The 17,388-nt window shown below is 65.9% G+C and carries 15 protein-coding genes; 9 read left to right on the top strand and 6 right to left on the bottom strand.

Going from position 1 to position 17,388, the window contains the following annotated elements:
* Window positions 1-22: 22 nt before the first annotated feature.
* From AC24YW_RS04060 to AC24YW_RS04020, 9 genes are all read left to right on the top strand, one after another.
* Window positions 23-1,642, top strand: a complete 1,620-nt coding sequence (locus AC24YW_RS04060) for an ABC transporter substrate-binding protein (protein WP_487481495.1) — start codon at window positions 23-25, stop codon at window positions 1,640-1,642.
* Between the two features lie 28 nt (window positions 1,643-1,670).
* Window positions 1,671-2,705 (top strand): ABC transporter permease, encoded by a 1,035-nt coding sequence (locus tag AC24YW_RS04055; protein ID WP_370103207.1) that lies wholly within the window; start codon window positions 1,671-1,673, stop codon window positions 2,703-2,705.
* Window positions 2,702-3,550: an ABC transporter permease gene (locus AC24YW_RS04050; protein ID WP_036005271.1), complete on the top strand. Its 849-nt coding sequence runs from the start codon at window positions 2,702-2,704 to the stop codon at window positions 3,548-3,550. Before AC24YW_RS04055 ends, AC24YW_RS04050 begins: the two co-directional genes overlap by 4 nt.
* Entirely contained in the window at window positions 3,547-5,217 is a 1,671-nt protein-coding gene (gene nikE / locus AC24YW_RS04045; RefSeq protein ID WP_487481494.1) for a nickel ABC transporter ATP-binding protein NikE, read from the top strand. The genes AC24YW_RS04050 and nikE overlap by 4 nt, the downstream gene beginning before the upstream one ends.
* 145 nt (window positions 5,218-5,362) lie before the next feature.
* Window positions 5,363-6,967 carry an ABC transporter substrate-binding protein gene (locus AC24YW_RS04040; RefSeq protein WP_487481493.1) on the top strand — a complete coding sequence of 535 codons (1,605 nt, stop codon included), beginning with the start codon at window positions 5,363-5,365 and terminating at the stop codon, window positions 6,965-6,967.
* A 17-nt stretch (window positions 6,968-6,984) separates the two neighbouring features.
* Complete coding sequence (locus AC24YW_RS04035; RefSeq protein WP_487481492.1) at window positions 6,985-7,926, top strand: ABC transporter permease; 942 nt, start codon at window positions 6,985-6,987, stop codon at window positions 7,924-7,926.
* The gene (locus AC24YW_RS04030) at window positions 7,923-8,846 is read left to right on the top strand and encodes an ABC transporter permease (protein WP_487481491.1); all 924 of its coding nucleotides are present in this window, start codon (window positions 7,923-7,925) and stop codon (window positions 8,844-8,846) included. Before AC24YW_RS04035 ends, AC24YW_RS04030 begins: the two co-directional genes overlap by 4 nt.
* A gap of 43 nt (window positions 8,847-8,889) precedes the next feature.
* Window positions 8,890-9,879 (top strand): ABC transporter ATP-binding protein, encoded by a 990-nt coding sequence (locus AC24YW_RS04025; protein ID WP_487481490.1) that lies wholly within the window; start codon window positions 8,890-8,892, stop codon window positions 9,877-9,879.
* A complete protein-coding gene (locus AC24YW_RS04020) occupies window positions 9,876-10,868 on the top strand; it encodes an ABC transporter ATP-binding protein (RefSeq protein WP_487481489.1) in 993 nt (330 codons plus the stop codon). Before AC24YW_RS04025 ends, AC24YW_RS04020 begins: the two co-directional genes overlap by 4 nt.
* 260 nt (window positions 10,869-11,128) lie before the next feature.
* Here the strand turns inward: AC24YW_RS04020 and AC24YW_RS04015 are convergent, their stop codons facing one another.
* From AC24YW_RS04015 to AC24YW_RS03990, 6 genes are all read right to left on the bottom strand, one after another.
* Window positions 11,129-11,416 carry a YciI family protein gene (locus AC24YW_RS04015; RefSeq protein WP_487481488.1) on the bottom strand — a complete coding sequence of 96 codons (288 nt, stop codon included), beginning with the start codon at window positions 11,414-11,416 and terminating at the stop codon, window positions 11,129-11,131.
* Between the two features lie 73 nt (window positions 11,417-11,489).
* Complete coding sequence (locus tag AC24YW_RS04010) at window positions 11,490-12,464, bottom strand: sugar ABC transporter substrate-binding protein (RefSeq protein WP_487481487.1); 975 nt, start codon at window positions 12,462-12,464, stop codon at window positions 11,490-11,492.
* A 41-nt stretch (window positions 12,465-12,505) separates the two neighbouring features.
* Window positions 12,506-13,483 carry an ABC transporter permease gene (locus AC24YW_RS04005; RefSeq protein WP_487481486.1) on the bottom strand — a complete coding sequence of 326 codons (978 nt, stop codon included), beginning with the start codon at window positions 13,481-13,483 and terminating at the stop codon, window positions 12,506-12,508.
* Window positions 13,480-14,430 (bottom strand): ABC transporter permease, encoded by a 951-nt coding sequence (locus AC24YW_RS04000; RefSeq protein WP_487481485.1) that lies wholly within the window; start codon window positions 14,428-14,430, stop codon window positions 13,480-13,482. Before AC24YW_RS04000 ends, AC24YW_RS04005 begins: the two co-directional genes overlap by 4 nt.
* Window positions 14,423-15,946 (bottom strand): sugar ABC transporter ATP-binding protein, encoded by a 1,524-nt coding sequence (locus tag AC24YW_RS03995; RefSeq protein WP_487481484.1) that lies wholly within the window; start codon window positions 15,944-15,946, stop codon window positions 14,423-14,425. Before AC24YW_RS03995 ends, AC24YW_RS04000 begins: the two co-directional genes overlap by 8 nt.
* A complete protein-coding gene (locus AC24YW_RS03990; protein WP_487481483.1) occupies window positions 15,943-17,337 on the bottom strand; it encodes an FAD-linked oxidase C-terminal domain-containing protein in 1,395 nt (464 codons plus the stop codon). Before AC24YW_RS03990 ends, AC24YW_RS03995 begins: the two co-directional genes overlap by 4 nt.
* Window positions 17,338-17,388: the final 51 nt, after the last annotated feature.

Below are 17,388 nucleotides of genomic sequence, written 5' to 3'. Positions count from 1 at the left end.
TTCGAAATTCAGGGAAAAACCAATGCGCTTTGTGTCTTTCAGGTTGGCGTCGTCCGTCCTCGCCACCACCGCGCTGTTGCTCGTCGCCACCGCGCCTTCGCAGGCGCAAACCCGGGCCGAGACGTTGCGCTACGTCACCGGCGCGTCCGTCAACACGCTCGATCCCAACATTCCCGGCTCGACCCGCGAATCCTTCGCACTCAGCATGAGCACCTATGACCGGCTGGTGGCATTCGGTCGCAAGCAGCTCAACGGCAAATGGGTGTTCGACCTCGACACGATCACCGGCGAGCTCGCCGAATCCTACGACGTCAGTCCCGACGGCCTGAAGATCACCTTCCGCCTGCGCAAGGATGCAAAGTTCCAGGACGGCTCGCCTGTTACCGCCGAGGACGTCAAGTGGTCGCTCGACCGCTGCGTCACCGCGCCGATCCTCGGCAAGGCGCAGCTGCTGACGGGCTCGCTGACGTCGGCTGACCAGTTCAAGGTGATCGATCCGCTCACCATCGAGGTGACGCTGCCAAAACCCGACAAGCTTGCGCTGCCCAATCTCGCCACCGTCTACCCGATGATCATCAACTCGAAAGTGGCGAAGGAGCACGCGACGGCTGACGATCCCTGGGCCACGGCCTGGCTGAAGGAGAACACCGCCGGCAGCGGCGCCTATGCGGTCGAGAGCTTCAAGCCCGGCGAGCAGGTGATCATCAAGCGCAACGAGGCCTGGAACCGCGGATCGCCAGGCAAGCCGGCGTACTTCAAGCGCGTCATCGTGCAGTCGGTGCCGGAGCCGGCGACCCGTGCCAACCTCGTCGAGCGCGGCGATGCCGATCTCGTGCTCGATCTTCAGGCCAGCGACGTGCAGTCGCTGGAGGCCAAGGGCAAGCTCAAGGTGATCTCGACGCCGCAATACAACGCGGTCACCTACGTCTCGATGAACAACCAGATCCCGCCCTTCGACAACGTCAATGTCCGCCGCGCCATCGCTTCCGCGCTGCCCTATGAGGACATGTTCAAGGCGGCCCTGTTCGGCCGCGGCGCGCCGCTGTTTGGCGCGACCTGGCCGGACGGCAAGTCGCTGAACGGCATCTATCCGTTCCAGCAGCCGGTGAAGTTGGATCTCGACAAGGCCAGGGAGTATCTGAAGGCCGCCGGTCTCCCCGAAGGCTTCTCGACCACCTTCAGCTTCAATGTCGGCCAGGCCGCCACGGCCGAGCCGATGGCCGCCCTCGTCAAGGAATCGCTTGGCAAAATCGGCATCAAGGTCGACATCCAGAAGCTGCCGGACGCGCAGATGTCGACGCAGATCAACGAGAAGAAGCTGCCGTTCTTCACCGAAGGCATCGTCGCCTGGCTGCCGTCGACCGACTATTTCTACCGCAACTTCTACACCGGCAGTCAGCGCTGGAACTACTCTTCGATCAACAATCCGGACCTTGCCGCGATTGCGCAGGAGGCCCGCTTCGAGCCGGACAAGGCCAAGTACGAGGAAGCCGGCCGCAAGCTCAATGCGATGCATGTCGACCTGATGCCGCAGATCATGCTGTGGCAGCCCAATCAGGACGCGGTGATGGCGCCGTCGATCGAAGGCTACACTTACGAGTTCCATCGCCAAGTGGATTATCGCGATGTCAGCCGCAAGTGACGCTTGCGGCCAGCAGGGACGCTGAATGGTGACGACCGGACTTGGTGCAACGATGGTGCGGGCGGGCAGGCGGCTGTTGTCGTCGCTGCCGGCGCTGTTCGGCGTGCTGGTCTTCACCTTCCTGTTGATGCGCGTCCTGCCCGGCGACCCCGCGGTGTTCTTCGCTTCGGGGCCCAATGCCGGCAAGGAGGAGATCGAGCAGATCCGCAAGCAGATGGGGCTCGACAAATCCGTGCCGGAGCAGCTCGTGTTCTATCTCTCCGACATCGGCCGCGGCAATCTCGGCCGCTCGATGATGACGGGGCAGCCGGTGCTGAAGGATCTGCGCGAGCGATTGCCGGCCTCGCTGGAGCTCACCTTCACCGCACTGCTGATCGCGCTGATCGCGGCAGTGCCGCTTGGGGTGCTGGCGGCGCTGCGGCCAGGATCGATCATCGACCACGGCGTGCGGCTGTTCTGCGCACTCGGCGTCTGCGTGCCGACCTTCGTCTCGGGCCTGCTCTTGATCTACGTCTTCTATTATCTGTTCGGGCTGGCCCCTGATCCGACCGGGCGCATCGACGTCTTCACCTCGCTGCCGCCGCAGCGCACCGGCTTCCTCTCGATCGATTTCCTGCTTGCCGGCGATTTCGAGGGCTGGTGGGCGGCCTGCAGGCAGTTGATCCTGCCGGCGGTGAGCATGGCGCTGTTCGTGATCGCGCCGCTGGCGCGGATCACCCGGGCCTCGATGCTGGTCTCGCTCGGCAGCGATTTCGTGCGCACCGCACGTTCGGTCGGATTGTCCTGGCGCAAGGTGGTCGTCACCTACGCGCTCCGCAACGCGATCCTGCCCGTCATCACCATCGCCGGCATCGTGTTCTCGACCATGCTGGGCGCCAATGTGCTGGTGGAGAAAGTGTTCTCCTGGCCGGGCGTTGCCTCCTATGCGCTCGATGCGCTGCTGTCGTCCGACTATGCGCCGGTGCAGGGCTTCGTGCTGCTGATGGCCAGCCTGTTCGTGCTGGTCAATCTCGTCGTGGACATCTGCTACGGCATCGCCGATCCCAGGGTGTCGATCGAATGACCAGCGCCACACTTCGCCATTCGGTCTGGATCCTGCGCGGCAATCCGCTCACGGCGGTGGCGGCGGCCGGAGTGACGCTGTTCGTCCTGGTCGCGATCTTCGGACCGTGGATCGTGCCCTACGATCCCGTGGCCTCCAACGTCTCGGAGGCGCTGCTGCCGCCGAGCGCGGCGCACATTGCCGGTACCGACCAGCTCGGGCGCGACGTGTTCAGCCGTCTCATCATCGCCGCGCGGCTCGACCTTGCCATCGCAGTCTCCGCGGTCGGAATCTCGTTCGTGATCGGGGCCGTGGTCGGCGCGTTCTGCGGCTATGCCGGCGGACGGCTCGATCGCGCCGTCGGCCGCTTCGTCGACGTCATGATGGCCTTCCCGTTGTTCGTGCTGGCGATGGCGATGGTCGCCGCGCTCGGCAACCGAATCGAGAACATCGTGATCGCGACCGCGATCATCAATCTTCCGTTCTACATCCGCTTCGCGCGCGCCGAGGTCAACGTCCGCCGCAATGTCGGCTGGGTCGAAGCCGCGCGCGCCTGCGGCGAGAGCCATTTCTCGGTGGTGCTGCGCTTCCTGCTGCCGAACATCCTGCCCGCAATGGCTGTGCAGATCTCGCTCAATCTGGGCTGGGCCATTCTCAATGCCGCCGGCCTGTCCTTCATCGGCCTCGGCGTCAAGCCGCCGACGCCGGAATGGGGCATCATGGTCGCGGAAGGGGCGCGCTTCATCTCGACCGGACGCTGGTGGCTGGTGGCCTTTCCCGGCCTTGCGCTGATGCTGGCGGTGCTGTGCTTCAACCTCCTCGGCGACGGGATGCGGGACATTCTCGATCCCCGGATGCGCACATGAGCGAGGACCTGCTCAGGATCGACGACCTCCACGTCGCATTCTCGACGCGGCGGGGAGTGGTCGAGGCCGTGCGCGGCGTCACGCTCACGGTGAAGGCCGGCGAGATGCTCGGCCTCGTCGGCGAGAGCGGCTCGGGCAAGTCGGTCACCGGCTTTGCGACGACCCGGCTGCTCGATGCAGCCGGCCGCGTCACCGGCGGCAAGATCCTGTTTCGCGGGCAGGACGTCACCAAGCTTCGCGGCGATGATCTGCGCCAGCTGCAGGGCGCCGCGATGTCGATGATCTTCCAGAATCCGCGGGCGGCGCTCAATCCAATCCGCGCGATCGGCCTGCAGATCGCGGACGCGATCCTCACCCACAAGCGCATCTCGAAAGAGGCGGCGCGTGCCGAGGCGCTGGACCTCTTGCGCGCCGTCCAGATCCGCGATCCCGAGACGCGGATGAACGCCTATCCGCACGAGCTCTCCGGCGGCATGTGCCAGCGCGTCATGATCGCGATCGCGATCTCCTGCAATCCTGCACTGCTCATCGCGGACGAGCCGACCACCGGCCTCGACGTCACCACGCAGAAGGTGGTGATGGATCTCTTGGCAGACATTGCCGCCGCGCGAGGCATGGCGACGATCCTGATCACGCACGACCTCGGCCTTGCGGCGCGCTATTGCCGCCGCATCGCCGTGATGGAGCGCGGCCGCATCGTCGAGGAGGCGAGCCCGGGCATTCTCTTCAGCGCGCCACAGCACCCCTATACGAGGCGCCTGGTTGCGGCATCGCCGACGGCGACGTCGCGGATCCAAGATCTCGTGACGGAGGAGGAGAGAGAGCGTCACGCCGCTGTGGTCACCAGGCCCAGGCAGGAACCCGCGCACGGGACCCCGCCGCTGCTGGAAGTGCGTAAACTGGCAAAACGTTTCGACCAGGGCTCCGCCGCGGTTGCCGACTTCTCGATGACGATGGCGGGCGGCGAGAGTGTCGGGCTGGTCGGCGAGTCCGGCTCGGGCAAGAGCACGACCTCGCGCATGATCTGCCGCCTGATCGATCCGAGCGAGGGCGACATCGTGTTCGACGGGCAGTCGATCGGGCACGTGGCGGCGCGCGATTTCCACCGCTCGCCGCTGCGCAAAGACATCCAGATGGTCTTTCAGGACCCCAACGAGAGCCTCAATCCGCGCTTCACGGCGTTCGATTGCGTTGCCCACCCCTTGATGCGGCTCGACGGCATGCGCTCGGGCGAAGGCTTGCGCAGACGGGTGGAAGAATGCGCCGAGCGGGTCGGACTGCCGCTCGATCTGTTGCCGCGGTTTCCACATCAGCTCTCCGGCGGGCAGAAGGCCCGCGTCGGCATTGCCCGCGCCATCGCCTGCCGGCCGCGGCTCCTGGTGCTGGACGAGCCCACCGCCGCGCTCGACGTCTCGGTGCAGGCGGTTGTGCTGCAGCTGCTCGATCGCCTCCGGCGTGAAAACGACATCGCGCTGCTGTTCGTCAGCCATGATCTCAATGTCGTGCGCATGCTGTGCGACCGCACCATCGTGCTGCGCAACGGCGGCATCGTGGAGCAGGGCGAGAGCCGGGCTCTGTTCGATAATCCGAAGACGGACTACACGCGCAAACTGGTCGAGGCGATCCCCCACATCGAGACCCGGCCGGTGCTGGCGGCCGCTCTGTGACTCGCGCTCCTGGACCGGCCAAATGGGATGAGATCCCGCTGGCGAAGCCGCATTTAGTGGCATACCATTTGCTTGCAAATGGGCTCGGCTTCACTTGCCCTTTGCCAATGAACAGCTGGCATCACGGCACTACTGGGAGGACTTCATGGATCGCAGGACGGTATTGAAGGGACTGGCTGGCGCGGGCAGCCTGGCATTGACGGGTGGCCTGTCGGCCCCGGCGATTGCCCAGGGTGCCTCGGCGCGCACCCTGCGTTTCGTGCCCCAGGCCAATCTCGCCAATTTCGACCCGATCTGGGGCACGCAATATGTCGTGCGCAATGCCGCCGCGATGGTCTGGGACACGCTCTACGGCATCGATTCCTCGTTCCGGCCGCAGCGGCAGATGGTCGAGTCCGAGGAAGTGACCGACGACGGCACCACCTGGACGTTCAAGCTGCGGCCCGGCCTCAAGTTCCACGATGGCGAGCCGGTGCTCAGCAAGGACGTCGTGGCAAGCCTGACGCGCTGGTCGGCGCGCGATCCGATGGGCCTGATGATCAAGGCGCTGCAGCAGGAGCTCACGGCCGTCGACGACCGCACCTTCAAATGGGTGCTGAAGCAGCCCTTCCCGAAATTGCTCTACGCGCTCGGCAAGAACAATTCGCCTTGCAGCTTCATCATGCCGGAGCGCATCGCGCAGACCGATCCGTTCAAGCAGATTTCTGAATATGTCGGCTCCGGTCCGCTGAAGTTCGCCAAGAGCGAGTGGGTCCCCGGCGCCAAGGCCGTGTTCGAGAAATTCGCCGACTATTCACCGCGGCAGGAGAAGGCGTCATGGCTGGCCGGTGGCAAGCAGGTGATGGTCGACCGCGTCGAGTGGGTGATCATGCCGGATCCGGCAACCGCGGCGGCCGCGTTGCAGAACGGTGAGATCGACTGGTGGGAGAACCCGATCGCGGATCTCGTTCCGGTCCTGAAGAAGAACAAGAACATCAGCGTCGATATCGGCGATCCCCTCGGCAATATCGGCTCGTTCCGCATGAACTTCCTCTATCCGCCGTTCAACGACGTCAAGGCGCGGCGTGCGGTGCTGATGGCGCTCAGCCAGGAAGACTACATGCGCGCGATCGTCGGCGACGACAATTCACTGTGGAAGCCGCTGCCCGGCTACTTCACGCCGGATACGCCGCTCTACACCGAAGTGGGCGGCGAGATTCTGAAGGGCAAGCGCGATCTGGACGCCGCCAAGAAGCTGCTCGCCGAGAGCGGCTATTCCGGCCAGCCGGTGACGTGCCTCGTCGCGCAGGACCAGCCGATCACCAAGGCGATGGGCGACGTCACCGCCGACCTGCTCAAGAAGCTCGGCATGAATGTCGACTTCGTCGCAACCGATTGGGGCACGGTCGGCTCCCGCCGCGCGCAGAAGACGCCGCCGGGACAGGGCGGCTGGAACATGTTCCACACCTGGCACGCCGGCGCGGATTGCGTCAATCCGGCTCCCTACACCGCCATTCGTGCCAACGGCGACAAGGCCTGGTTCGGCTGGCCCACCAGCGCGGCCACCGAAAAGGAGGTCGCCTCGTGGTTCGAGGCCAAGAACGTCGACGAGGAGAAGGCCGCCATGGGCCGCCTCAACAAGGCGGCGCTCGATGACGTCGTTTACGCGCCCACGGGCTTCTTCCTGAGCTACACCGCGTGGCGCAAGAACGTCTCCGGCGTTGCCAAGGGACCGCTGCCGTTCTTCTGGGGCGTGTCGAAGTCGGCATGATTGTGCACTGAGGCCAGATGCTCTCCTACATCCTCCGCCGCATCGCCGCGACCTTGCCGGTCATGGCCATCGTCGCGCTGTTCGTGTTCAGCCTGCTCTACATCGCGCCCGGTGATCCGGCCGTGGTGATTGCGGGCGATCAGGCGAGCCCGGAGGATGTGGAGCGCATCCGCCAGAGCCTCGGGCTGGACCGGCCCTTCCTGGTCCAGTTCGGAGGCTGGGTCTGGCGCATCCTGCACGGCGATCTCGGCACCTCGATCTTCACCAACCTGCCGGTGTCGGCGATGATCGGGCAGCGTCTCGGACCGACGCTGTCGCTGATGATCGTCACGCTGCTGCTCACGATCGTGGTGGCCGTGCCGCTCGGCGTGGTGGCGGCATGGAAGGCCGGCAGCCTGATCGATCGCGTCATCATGGGCTTTGCCGTGTTCGGCTTCTCGCTGCCCGTCTTCGTGGTCGGCTACATGCTCGCCTACATCTTCGCGCTGGAGCTGGAATGGCTGCCTGTGCAGGGCTACACGCCGCTCAGCCAGGGTTTCTGGCCGTGGCTGGAAAACCTGATCCTGCCGGCGATTGCGCTGGGCTGCGTCTATATCGCGCTGGTCGCCCGCATCACGCGGGCAGCCATGCTCGAAGTGCTGCAGCAGGACTATATCCGCACGGCCAAGGCCAAGGGCCTCGGGCAGGGCGGCATCCTGTTCATTCACGCCCTGAAGAACGCGGCGGTGCCGATCGTCACCGTGATCGGGATCGGCATCGCGCTCCTGATCGGCGGCGCGGTCGTGACCGAGAGCGTGTTCGCGATCCCCGGCCTCGGCCGCCTCACCATCGATGCCATCCTGCGCCGTGACTATCCGGTGATCCAGGGCATCGTGCTGCTGTTCAGCTTCGTCTACGTCCTCGTCAATCTGATGATCGACGTCGTCTACACGCTCGTTGACCCGAGGATCCGATATTGACCGACACCACCGTCAACCCGCATTCGCTTCCGGCCGGCCTCGTCCTTGCGCCGCAACTGCCCGAGATCCTGCGGCCGGTCAGGATACGGCGCGGCTTCGTCGGCCTCCTGCGCGGCCACCCGACGGTCGCGATCGGCGGCGCATTGCTGCTGACGCTGGTGCTGATCGCGATCTTTGCGCCGTACCTCGGCACGGTCGACCCGACCGCGCTCGCGCCCGCCAAGCGCACCCGCGCGCCGTCTGCCGATTTCTGGTTCGGCACCGACGTGCTCGGCCGCGACATCTATTCGCGCGTGCTGTACGGCGCGCGCGTCTCGCTCACGGTCGGCCTGTCGGTCGCGATCTTCGCCTCGGCGATCGGCCTTGCCATCGGCATGGTCTCCGGCTTCATCCGCTGGGCCGACGGCATCCTGATGCGGTTCATGGACGGGCTGATGTCGATCCCGCCGATCCTGCTGGCAATCGCGTTGATGGCCCTGACGCGCGGCAGCGTCGGCAACGTCATCCTGGCGATCACCGTCGCCGAGATCCCGCGCGTCTCGCGCCTCGTCCGCAGCGTCGTGCTGTCCCTGCGCGAGCAGCCCTATGTGGACGCGGCGGTAGCCTGCGGCACGCGCACTCCGATGATCATCCTGCGCCACATCCTGCCAAACACGGTTGCGCCGATGCTGGTGCAGGCGACCTACATCTGCGCCAGCGCCATGATCACGGAGGCGATCCTGTCCTTCATCGGCGCCGGCACTCCGCCGACCATCCCGTCATGGGGCAACATCATGGCCGAGGGCCGCGCGCTCTGGCAGGTGAAGCCCTACATCGTGTTCTTCCCGGCGGCGTTCCTGTCCGTCACCGTGCTCGCCGTGAATCTGCTCGGCGACGGCCTCCGCGATGCGCTCGACCCGCGCATGGCCAAGAGCCTGTGATGGTGTCTGTGATGTTGCCCGTGATGGATCGAGGCTGATCGCGATGGCTTTGCTCGAAGTCGAGAACCTCCAGACCCATTTCCGCACGCCCGGCGGCATCAACCGCGCGGTCGACGGAGTGTCCTTCCATGTCAACGAGGGCGAGACGCTCGCCATCGTCGGCGAGTCCGGCTGCGGCAAGTCGGTGACGTCGATGTCCTTGATGCGGCTGATTCCGGAGCCGCCGGGCCGGATCGCAGGCAGCATCCGCTTCGCGGGCAGGGATCTCCTGAAGCTGTCCGACCGCGAGATGCGCGCGATCCGTGGCAACGACATCTCGATGATCTTTCAGGAACCGATGACGAGCCTGAACCCGGTGCTCACCGTCGGCCGCCAGATCCGCGAGACCTTGATGATCCATCAGGGCCTCGACAAGCAGGCGGCGGAGGCGCATGCGGTCGAGATGCTGACGCTGGTCGGCATTCCCGAGCCGAAACGGCGCGTTGGCGAATATCCGCACCAGCTGTCCGGCGGCATGCGCCAGCGCGTGATGATCGCGGTTGCGCTGGCCTGCAATCCGAAGCTTCTCATTGCGGACGAGCCGACCACCGCGCTCGACGTGACGATCCAGGCGCAGATCCTCAAGCTGATGCTGGATCTGAAGAGCCGGGTCGGCGCGGCCATCATCCTGATCACCCACGACCTCGGCGTCGTCGCCGAGATCGCCGAGCGCGTCATGGTGATGTATGCCGGCCGCAAGGTGGAGGAGGCGCCGGTGGCGGAGCTGTTCCGTTCGCCGCGTCATCCCTACACACAAGGTTTGCTTGGCGCGGTGCCGCGGCTCGGCTCCTCGCTGACGGGCACGGCAAGACGGCTTGCCGAGATCCCCGGGCAGGTGCCGGATCTGCGCAAGCCGATCCTCGGCTGCGTCTTCGCCGGCCGCTGTGCGCTCGCGACCGATCTCTGCCGCCAATATGCGCCGGGGCTGGAAGAGAAGGGCCCGCGCCACGTCGCAGCCTGCCATTACGCCGCCAAGGGAGCCGTTGCGGCATGAGTGTTCCGTTGCTCCAGGTCAATGACCTCAAGAAGCATTTTCCGGTCAAGACCGGCCTGTTCAATCGCAAGTCCGAATTCGTCTATGCGGTTGACGGCGTGTCGTTCGAGATCGCGCGTGGCGAGACGCTGTCGCTGGTCGGTGAGTCCGGCTGCGGCAAGTCGACGGTCGGCCGTGCCGTCCTGCGGCTGTTCGAGATCACCTCGGGCCAGGTCATCCTCGACGGCCAGCGGATCGATGACGCCGCACCGGGCACGATGCGCCAGATGCGCCGCCGCGTGCAGGTCGTGTTCCAGGATCCGTTCTCGAGCCTCAATCCGCGCATGCGCGTGCGCGACATCCTGGCCGAGCCGATCCGCAATTTCGGCCTCGCCAAATCCGCGGAAGACCTCGAGGTGCGCGTCACGTCGCTGATGGACACCGTGCGCCTGCCGCGCGAGGCGTTGAACCGCAGGCCGCACGAATTCTCCGGCGGCCAGCGCCAGCGCATCGGCATTGCGCGGGCGCTCGCGGCCGAGCCCGAGCTGATCGTCTGCGACGAGGCGGTCTCCGCGCTCGACGTCTCGGTCAAGGCGCAGATCGTCAATCTGCTCCAGGATCTGCAAAGCGAGTTCGGCCTCGCGCTGCTCTTCATCAGCCACGACCTTGCGATCGTCGAGCACATGACCCACCGCGTCGCGGTGATGTATCTCGGCAAGATCGTCGAGGTGGCGCCGCGCCGGGAAATCTTCGCCGAGCCGAGACACCCCTATACCAAGGCGCTGCTTTCGGCGGTGCCGCTGCCGGAGCCCGGCGTCCAGCGCAATCCCATCATCCTCAAGGGCGATGTGCCGAGCCCGATCAACCCGCCGAAGGGATGCCGCTTCCACACCCGTTGCCCGTTCGTGTTCGATCGTTGCCGGACGGAGGAGCCGACGCTGCGCGCGGCGGGTCCCGAGCAATGGGTGGCGTGCCATCTGGAAGAAGCTGCGCCGGCAATGAGCAGTTGAAGGGACCTGACACCAGCCCGCATCGCGCGCTCAGCTCGCGCAAAGCACCATATGCGATTGCCCTCACGGGGGACGGGACTGACATCGGGTGATGATGGCATTATGCCCCTGTTTTGCCCGACGAGTCAAAATCCACCGCCGATCCGGGTCGGCATTGGCCTCGGATCCGAGGCTGCGCGGTGCATCGGAAATTCGTAAGCGAAAACAAGCCCCGTTCTACTGTGCATGGGGTTGTTTTCAAACTTTCGATGAGGCCGGTCTCATCCCTGCCGGCGCAGGAAGCCCGTGATCGTTACCTTGTCCCAGATCCCGGCCGCGGCAAACGGATCGGCGCGATTGAAGGCCTCGACCTCGGCGCGGCCGGGTGCCTCGATCAGAAACAGGCTGCCGATCATGGTCTGGCGGTCGTCGGACACCAGCGGACCGGACATCACGATCTTGACGCCGAAGCGTGAGGTGTCGCCGAGGAAAGCCTTGTGGGCGTCGTAATTGGCGAGCCGCGTCGGCAACGCGCCGGTGCGGTCGAGGGCGTGAATGGCGAACAGCATGCTGTCTCCGTTTCTTGGCTGCGTTCTTGGGACGGCCGCGGGCTGCGGCCGTCCAGGCTTGGAGTGACCGGGGCTACTTCGCGCTGAGCTTGCCGGCGTCCTCGAAGGTGGGGCAGGTCCGCTGCTCCAGCGGCACGTCGAAGGGCTGGTAATTGTCCTTGGTGATGACCGTCGGCTTCAGCACGATCTCGCTGATAACAGGCTGGCCCCGCAGGGAGCGGATCGCCATCATGGTGCCGAGGCAGCCTTGCGCAAAGCCGTTGTAGTCGCCGCTCGCCAGCAGCTTGCCGGACTTGATCGCGTCGATCGCCTCCTTGGTGCCGTTGATGCCGATCACCTGCGCCTTGCGGTTGGCACCATCGAGCGCCTCGATCGCGCCGACCGCCATGGCGTCGTTGGCCGCGAGCACGCCGTCGATCTGCGAATTCGACTGCATGAGATTCTCCATGACCTGCAGCGCCTGCAGCCGCTGATAGTTGCCGGGCTGCGAGGCCAAGAGCTTGGCGCCGGGCGCTTCCTTCAGCGCGTCGTTGAAGCCGCGGACGCGGTCGACATTGGTCAGCGAGCCCTTGACGCCTTCGATGATGACGATGTTGCCCTTGCCGCCGAGCGTCTTGAGCAGGAAGCGCGCGGTCTCCAGGCCGAGGCTGTAATCGTCGGCGCCGACGAAGGACAGGAACTTGCCGCCGGCAGAACGGTCGGTGATGTTGACGACCGGGATCTTGGCCTCGTTGATCTTCTCGACGCCCGGCACCATCGCCTTGTAATCGACCGGCGTGAACACGATCGCGCTCGGCTTCTTCACCACGACGTCCTCGATCTGGCTGAGCTGCTCGGGAATCGAGTCCGGCTTGGTCGGGATGTATTGTAGCGTCTTCGCGTTCAGCACCTTCGCCATGTTGTCGGCGCCGACCCGCACCGTCTGGAAGAACGGGTTGGTCTGGTTCTTGGTGAAGACGGCGATGGTCTCGCCGTCGGCGCGTGCCGCGTTCGTGAACGTGGCCGTGATCAGCAGCGGCAGCGCCAGATAGCCCAGTCTTTGTTTCATGTTGCCTCCATCCCTCATTTTGCTTGTTGGATTGCTGGAACTCATTGCGCGCGGCGGCGGGTCTTCATGTCGAGCCAGACCGCGAGAATGACGATGACGCCGGTGACGAGCGGTTGCCAATTGGCGCTGACCGCGAGCAGGTTCATGCCGTTCAACACCAGGGTCAGGATCAGGGCGCCGATGAAGGTGCCGAACACGGTGCCGACGCCGCCGAACAGCGACGTGCCGCCGATCAGCACGGCCGCGATCGCCGGCAGCGTCAGGCTCTCGCCGATGTCGGCCTCGGCCGAATTGAGCCGCGACAGGAAGATGATCGAGGCGAGCCCCGCCATGGTGCCCGAGACCGCATATACCAGCAGCAGGCGGCGCGCGACCGGGATGCCGGAGAGGCGCGCGGCGACCGGATTGGCGCCGATCGCATAGATCTCCTGGCCCCAGATCGTGCGCTGCGCGAAGAACGTCCCGATCCCGAGGAACACCAGCAGCAGATAGACCGGAATCGGCAGGCCGAACAGGTAGCCGCTGCCGATCTGGCGGAAGCCGGTGGGGAAGCCGTGCAGGGTCTCGCCCGCCATGTACCAATAGGTGAGGCCGTTCAACACCCAGAGCATGCCGTAGGTGGCGATGAAGGAGGGGATGCGCAGCGCCGTGACCATGATGCCGTTGAGCAGGCCGACGAGGCCGCCGCAGGCAAGCCCGGTGAGGATGCCGAGGGCTGGTGAGCCGGTCGTGTGGATCACGGTGCCGGCGATGCAGGCCGACAGCGCGACATTGGCGCCGACGGAGAGATCGAGGCCGGCGGTCAGCACCACCAGCGTCAGGCCGGAGGCGATGAAGAAGGTCAGGCTCGCCTGGCGGAGCACGTTGAGGATGTTGCCGAGAGTCAGGAAGGAATCGCTGAGCACGGCGAGCACCGCGCAGATCAGGAGCGCCGCGAGCAGGCGATAGAACACCTGGATCGCATCCTGCGACAGGAAGGAGCGGGGCGGCATCATCGCCTCTTTGGTGATGTCGGTCATGCCCGGCTCCTGAGGCCATCGAGGAACAGCGCGAGGATGACGAGCACACCGACGCTTGCGACCTGCACCGAGGACGGCAGCGAGATCAGGTTCAGCCCGTTGCGCAGCACGCCGACGGAGAGAACCCCGAGCAGCGTGCCGAGCAGCCAGCCATTGCCGCGCTCGAACGAGGTGCCGCCGACGGCGACCGCCGCGATGGCGTCGAATTCGAGCCCGAGGCCTGCAGTAGGGTGGCCGGAGTTCATCCGCGCGGTCATCAACAGGCCGGCGATGCCGGCCATGGCGCCGCCGATCGCGTACACCGCGATCAGCAGCCGGTTCGGCGAGAGCCCGGCATAGCGCAGCGCCTCGCGGTTGCCGCCGAGCGCGAAGATGTAGGTGCCGAAGCGGGTGTGATAGAGCAGGCCGTGAAACGCCGCGTATGTGACCAGCGCCATCACGATCGGCACGGGAATGCCGAGCAGCGTCGCCGAATAGATGTCGCGCACGCTGTGGGGAATGCCGACCACGCTCTGGCCGTCGCTGACGATCAGCGACAAGCCTTGCGCCATGCCGAGCGTGCCGAGCGTCGCGACGAAGGGCGGGATGCCGAGAATGGCGACCAGCCAGCCGTTGGCGAGGCCGAAGGCCGTGCCGACCAGCAGGCCGGCGCCGAGGCCCAGCAGCATCGACTTGGTCGCGAGCGACACGATCGCGACGCAGAGCGAGGTCAGCGTCAGCACCGCGCCCATCGACAGGTCCAGCCCCTCCGTCATGATGATCAGCGTCATCGGCAGCGCGAGCATGGTCAGGATGGTCGACTGTACCAGCACGTTGGAGAGGTTGGCGACCGACAGGAAGCCGGGCGCGATCGCGCTGAACAGCGCGATCAGCAGCACCAGCACCATGGCAACGCCGGGAATGCGTTGCAGCGGATTGGGCTCCGAGGCGACTGCGACTTCACGCATGATGCATCCCCAATCGCACGATGTTCTCCTCGGTCAATTCGTTGCGGGCCAGGTGTCCGGCGATGCGTCCCTCGCGCATCACGTAGGCGCGGTCGCAGACATGGCAGATCTCGACCTGCTCGGACGAGATCATCAGCGCCGCCGCGCCTTCCGCGACGAGGCGGTCGATCAGCGCGAAGATCTCCGACTTGGCGCCGATGTCGATGCCGCGCGTCGGCTCGTCGAAGATGAAAAGCTTCGAGCCGGCGGCGAGCCATTTGCCGATCACGACCTTCTGCTGGTTGCCGCCGGAGAGCAGGCCGACGGTCTGGCGTGCGCTCGGTGTCGCGATGCGGAGCTGCCGGATCAGGCCGTCGGCGGTACGCTGGGCCGAGCGCTGGTCGAACAACCCGCTCGGGAACAGCTTTTTCAGCGCCGACACGACGAGATTGTCGCTGACCGAGCGTAGCAAGGCGAGGCCCTCGCTCTTGCGGCTCTCCGGGATCAGGGCGATGCCGCGCCGGGCGGCAAGGTCCGGCTCGCCGGAAATGCTCTTGCCGTCGAAGATGATCTCGCCCGAGGTCACGGGATCGGCGCCGAAGATGGCGCGGGCAACTTCGCTGCGGCCGGAGCCGACCAGGCCGCACAGCCCGACGATCTCGCCGCGGCGCACCTCGATGTTGATGCCGGAGATTCCGGTCGGCGTGGAGAGGCCCTTGACCTCGAGCAGCACCTCGCCCGGCTCATCGGCGAAATGGCGCGGATAGGTCATGTCGACGTTGCGGCCGACCATCATCCGCACCAGCTGGTCCGGCGTGACCTCGGCGGGCCGGACGCCGTCGATGCGGCGGCCGTCGCGCAGCACGGTGATGCGGTCGCCGAGCGCGAACACTTCGGCCATGCGGTGCGAGATATAGACGATGGACACGCCGTCGGCCTTCAGCCGCGCGATCAGCGCGAACAAGAGCTCGGTCTCGCGGTCGGACAGCGCCGCGGTCGGCTCGTCCATGACGAGGATGCGGGCGTTCTGGCTGATCGCCTTGGCGATCTCGACCATCTGCTGCTGGGCGACGCCGAGCTTGTCGACGGTGGTGGCGGGATCGATGTCGAAGCCGATCGTGCTAAGCACGCGCCTTGCGTCAGCCAATATCCTGCGGCGGTCGATGGTGCCGGGAATGCGGCCCTTCGGCTCGCGTCCCAGGAAGATGTTCTGCGCGATGTCGAGATAGGGGACCAGCGAGAATTCCTGGAAGATCACGGCGATGCCGAGCTTCTGCGCATCGGCAGTCGAGGAGATCGCAACCCTCTCGCCGTTGTAATAGAACTCGCCGGCGTCGGCGCGATAGGCGCCGCACAGCACCTTCATCAGGCTCGATTTGCCGGCGCCGTTCTCGCCCAGCAGCATGTGGACTTCGCCGGGGTAGACGGCAAAGGACACGTCGTCGAGCGCCTTGACGCCCGGAAACTCCTTGCTGATGCCGCGCAGCTCCAGCAGCGGCGTGGGCGAGGTGACCTCGATCGGGAGCGCGTCGCTCATGCTTTGGCTTCCCTCGCAAAGATCTTTCCTGGGTTCATCAATCCGTTGGGATCCAGCGCCGTCTTGATCGATCGCATCACGTCCACGGCCTCGCCGAGCTCGTCGGTGAGATAATCGATCTTGCCGAGCCCGATGCCATGCTCGCCGGTGCAGGTGCCGTCCATGGCGATGGCGCGCGCGACCATGCGGGCCTGCAGCGCCTTGGCGTCTTCGGCCTCCTCGGGCTTTGTCGGATCGATCAGGATCAGCATGTGGAAATTGCCGTCGCCGACATGGCCGACGATCGGTGCGGTGAAGCCGTGCGCGTCGGCATCGCGCCGCGTCTCGGTCAGGCACTCCGCCAGACGCGAGATCGGCACGCAGACGTCGGTGATGACGGCGCGTGCGCCGGGCCGCAGGCCGAGGCCGGCATAGAGCGTGTTGTCGCGGGCGTGCCAGAGCCGGCTGCGGTCTTCCGGCGCCTTCGCCCAGGCAAAGCCATGGCCGCCATGATCGGCGGCGATGGCCTGCGCCGCCTCGGCCTGCTCGGCGACCGAGCTCTCGGAGCCGTGGAATTCGAAGAACAGGGTGGGCGCCTCGCGATAGCCGAGTTTTGCGTAGGCGTTGATGCCGCGCATCATGACGTCGTCGAGCAACTCGATACGCGCCACGGGGATTGCGGACTGGATCACGGAGATCGCGGTGTCCACCGCATCGTGCAGGGTGTCGAAGCTGCAGACCGCGGCCGAGATCGCCTGCGGCACGGGGTGTACCTTCAGCGTGATCTCCGTAATGATTCCGAGCGTGCCTTCCGCGCCGACGAACATGCGCGTCAGGTCGTAGCCGGCCGCCGATTTCCGCGCGCGCTTCGCGGTCCGGACGATGCGCCCGTCGGCCAGCACCACCTCCAGCGCCATGACGTTGTCCTTCATGGTGCCGTAGCGCACCGCCATCGTGCCGGAGGCGCGCGTCGAGGTCATGCCGCCGATCGAGGCGTCGGCGCCCGGGTCGATCGGGAAGAACAGGCCGGTATTACGCAGCTCGGCGTTGAGCTGCTTGCGGGTAATGCCGGGCTGCACCACGACGTCCATGTCACTGTCGTGCACCATGAGCACCTTGTTCATGCGCGCGAAGTCGAAGCAGACGCCGCCGGCGACCGCCGCCGCATTGCCTTCGAGCGAGGTCCCGGCGCCGAACGGGACGATCGGCATGCCCGCACCGGCGCAGAGCTTGACGATCTCGGCGACCTCCTGCGTGGTCTCTGGGAAGACCACGATGTCGGGCGGCAGGCTCTGATAGTGCGACTCGCTCTGCCCGTGCTGATCGAGCACGGCGCGCGCGACGCTCGCGCGCGGACCGATCATGCCGGCAAGGCGCTCGGCCACAATGCCCGTGCTGACCCGCGGTCCCATCCTTTGGCTCCCGTCCCTGTTTTACGGACTCTTGTTGGTCCGTCGTCGAGC

It is taken from the genome of Bradyrhizobium sp. USDA3516, from assembly GCF_057651995.1.
Note: the sequence above shows the minus strand (reverse complement) of the source record. Positions and strands in the feature narration are given on the sequence as shown.

Coding starts and splice junctions, on each gene's coding strand:
- AC24YW_RS04010 (WP_487481487.1), bottom strand. CDS start 12,464: ATGAAACAAAGACTGGGCTATCTGGCGCTGCCGCTGCTGATCACGGCC.
- AC24YW_RS04035 (WP_487481492.1), top strand. CDS start 6,985: ATGCTCTCCTACATCCTCCGCCGCATCGCCGCGACCTTGCCGGTCATG.
- AC24YW_RS04020 (WP_487481489.1), top strand. CDS start 9,876: ATGAGTGTTCCGTTGCTCCAGGTCAATGACCTCAAGAAGCATTTTCCG.
- AC24YW_RS04025 (WP_487481490.1), top strand. CDS start 8,890: ATGGCTTTGCTCGAAGTCGAGAACCTCCAGACCCATTTCCGCACGCCC.
- nikE (WP_487481494.1), top strand. CDS start 3,547: ATGAGCGAGGACCTGCTCAGGATCGACGACCTCCACGTCGCATTCTCG.
- AC24YW_RS04015 (WP_487481488.1), bottom strand. CDS start 11,416: ATGCTGTTCGCCATTCACGCCCTCGACCGCACCGGCGCGTTGCCGACG.
- AC24YW_RS03990 (WP_487481483.1), bottom strand. CDS start 17,337: ATGGGACCGCGGGTCAGCACGGGCATTGTGGCCGAGCGCCTTGCCGGC.
- AC24YW_RS04005 (WP_487481486.1), bottom strand. CDS start 13,483: ATGACCGACATCACCAAAGAGGCGATGATGCCGCCCCGCTCCTTCCTG.
- AC24YW_RS04040 (WP_487481493.1), top strand. CDS start 5,363: ATGGATCGCAGGACGGTATTGAAGGGACTGGCTGGCGCGGGCAGCCTG.
- AC24YW_RS04060 (WP_487481495.1), top strand. CDS start 23: ATGCGCTTTGTGTCTTTCAGGTTGGCGTCGTCCGTCCTCGCCACCACC.
- AC24YW_RS04000 (WP_487481485.1), bottom strand. CDS start 14,430: ATGCGTGAAGTCGCAGTCGCCTCGGAGCCCAATCCGCTGCAACGCATT.
- AC24YW_RS04050 (WP_036005271.1), top strand. CDS start 2,702: ATGACCAGCGCCACACTTCGCCATTCGGTCTGGATCCTGCGCGGCAAT.
- AC24YW_RS03995 (WP_487481484.1), bottom strand. CDS start 15,946: ATGAGCGACGCGCTCCCGATCGAGGTCACCTCGCCCACGCCGCTGCTG.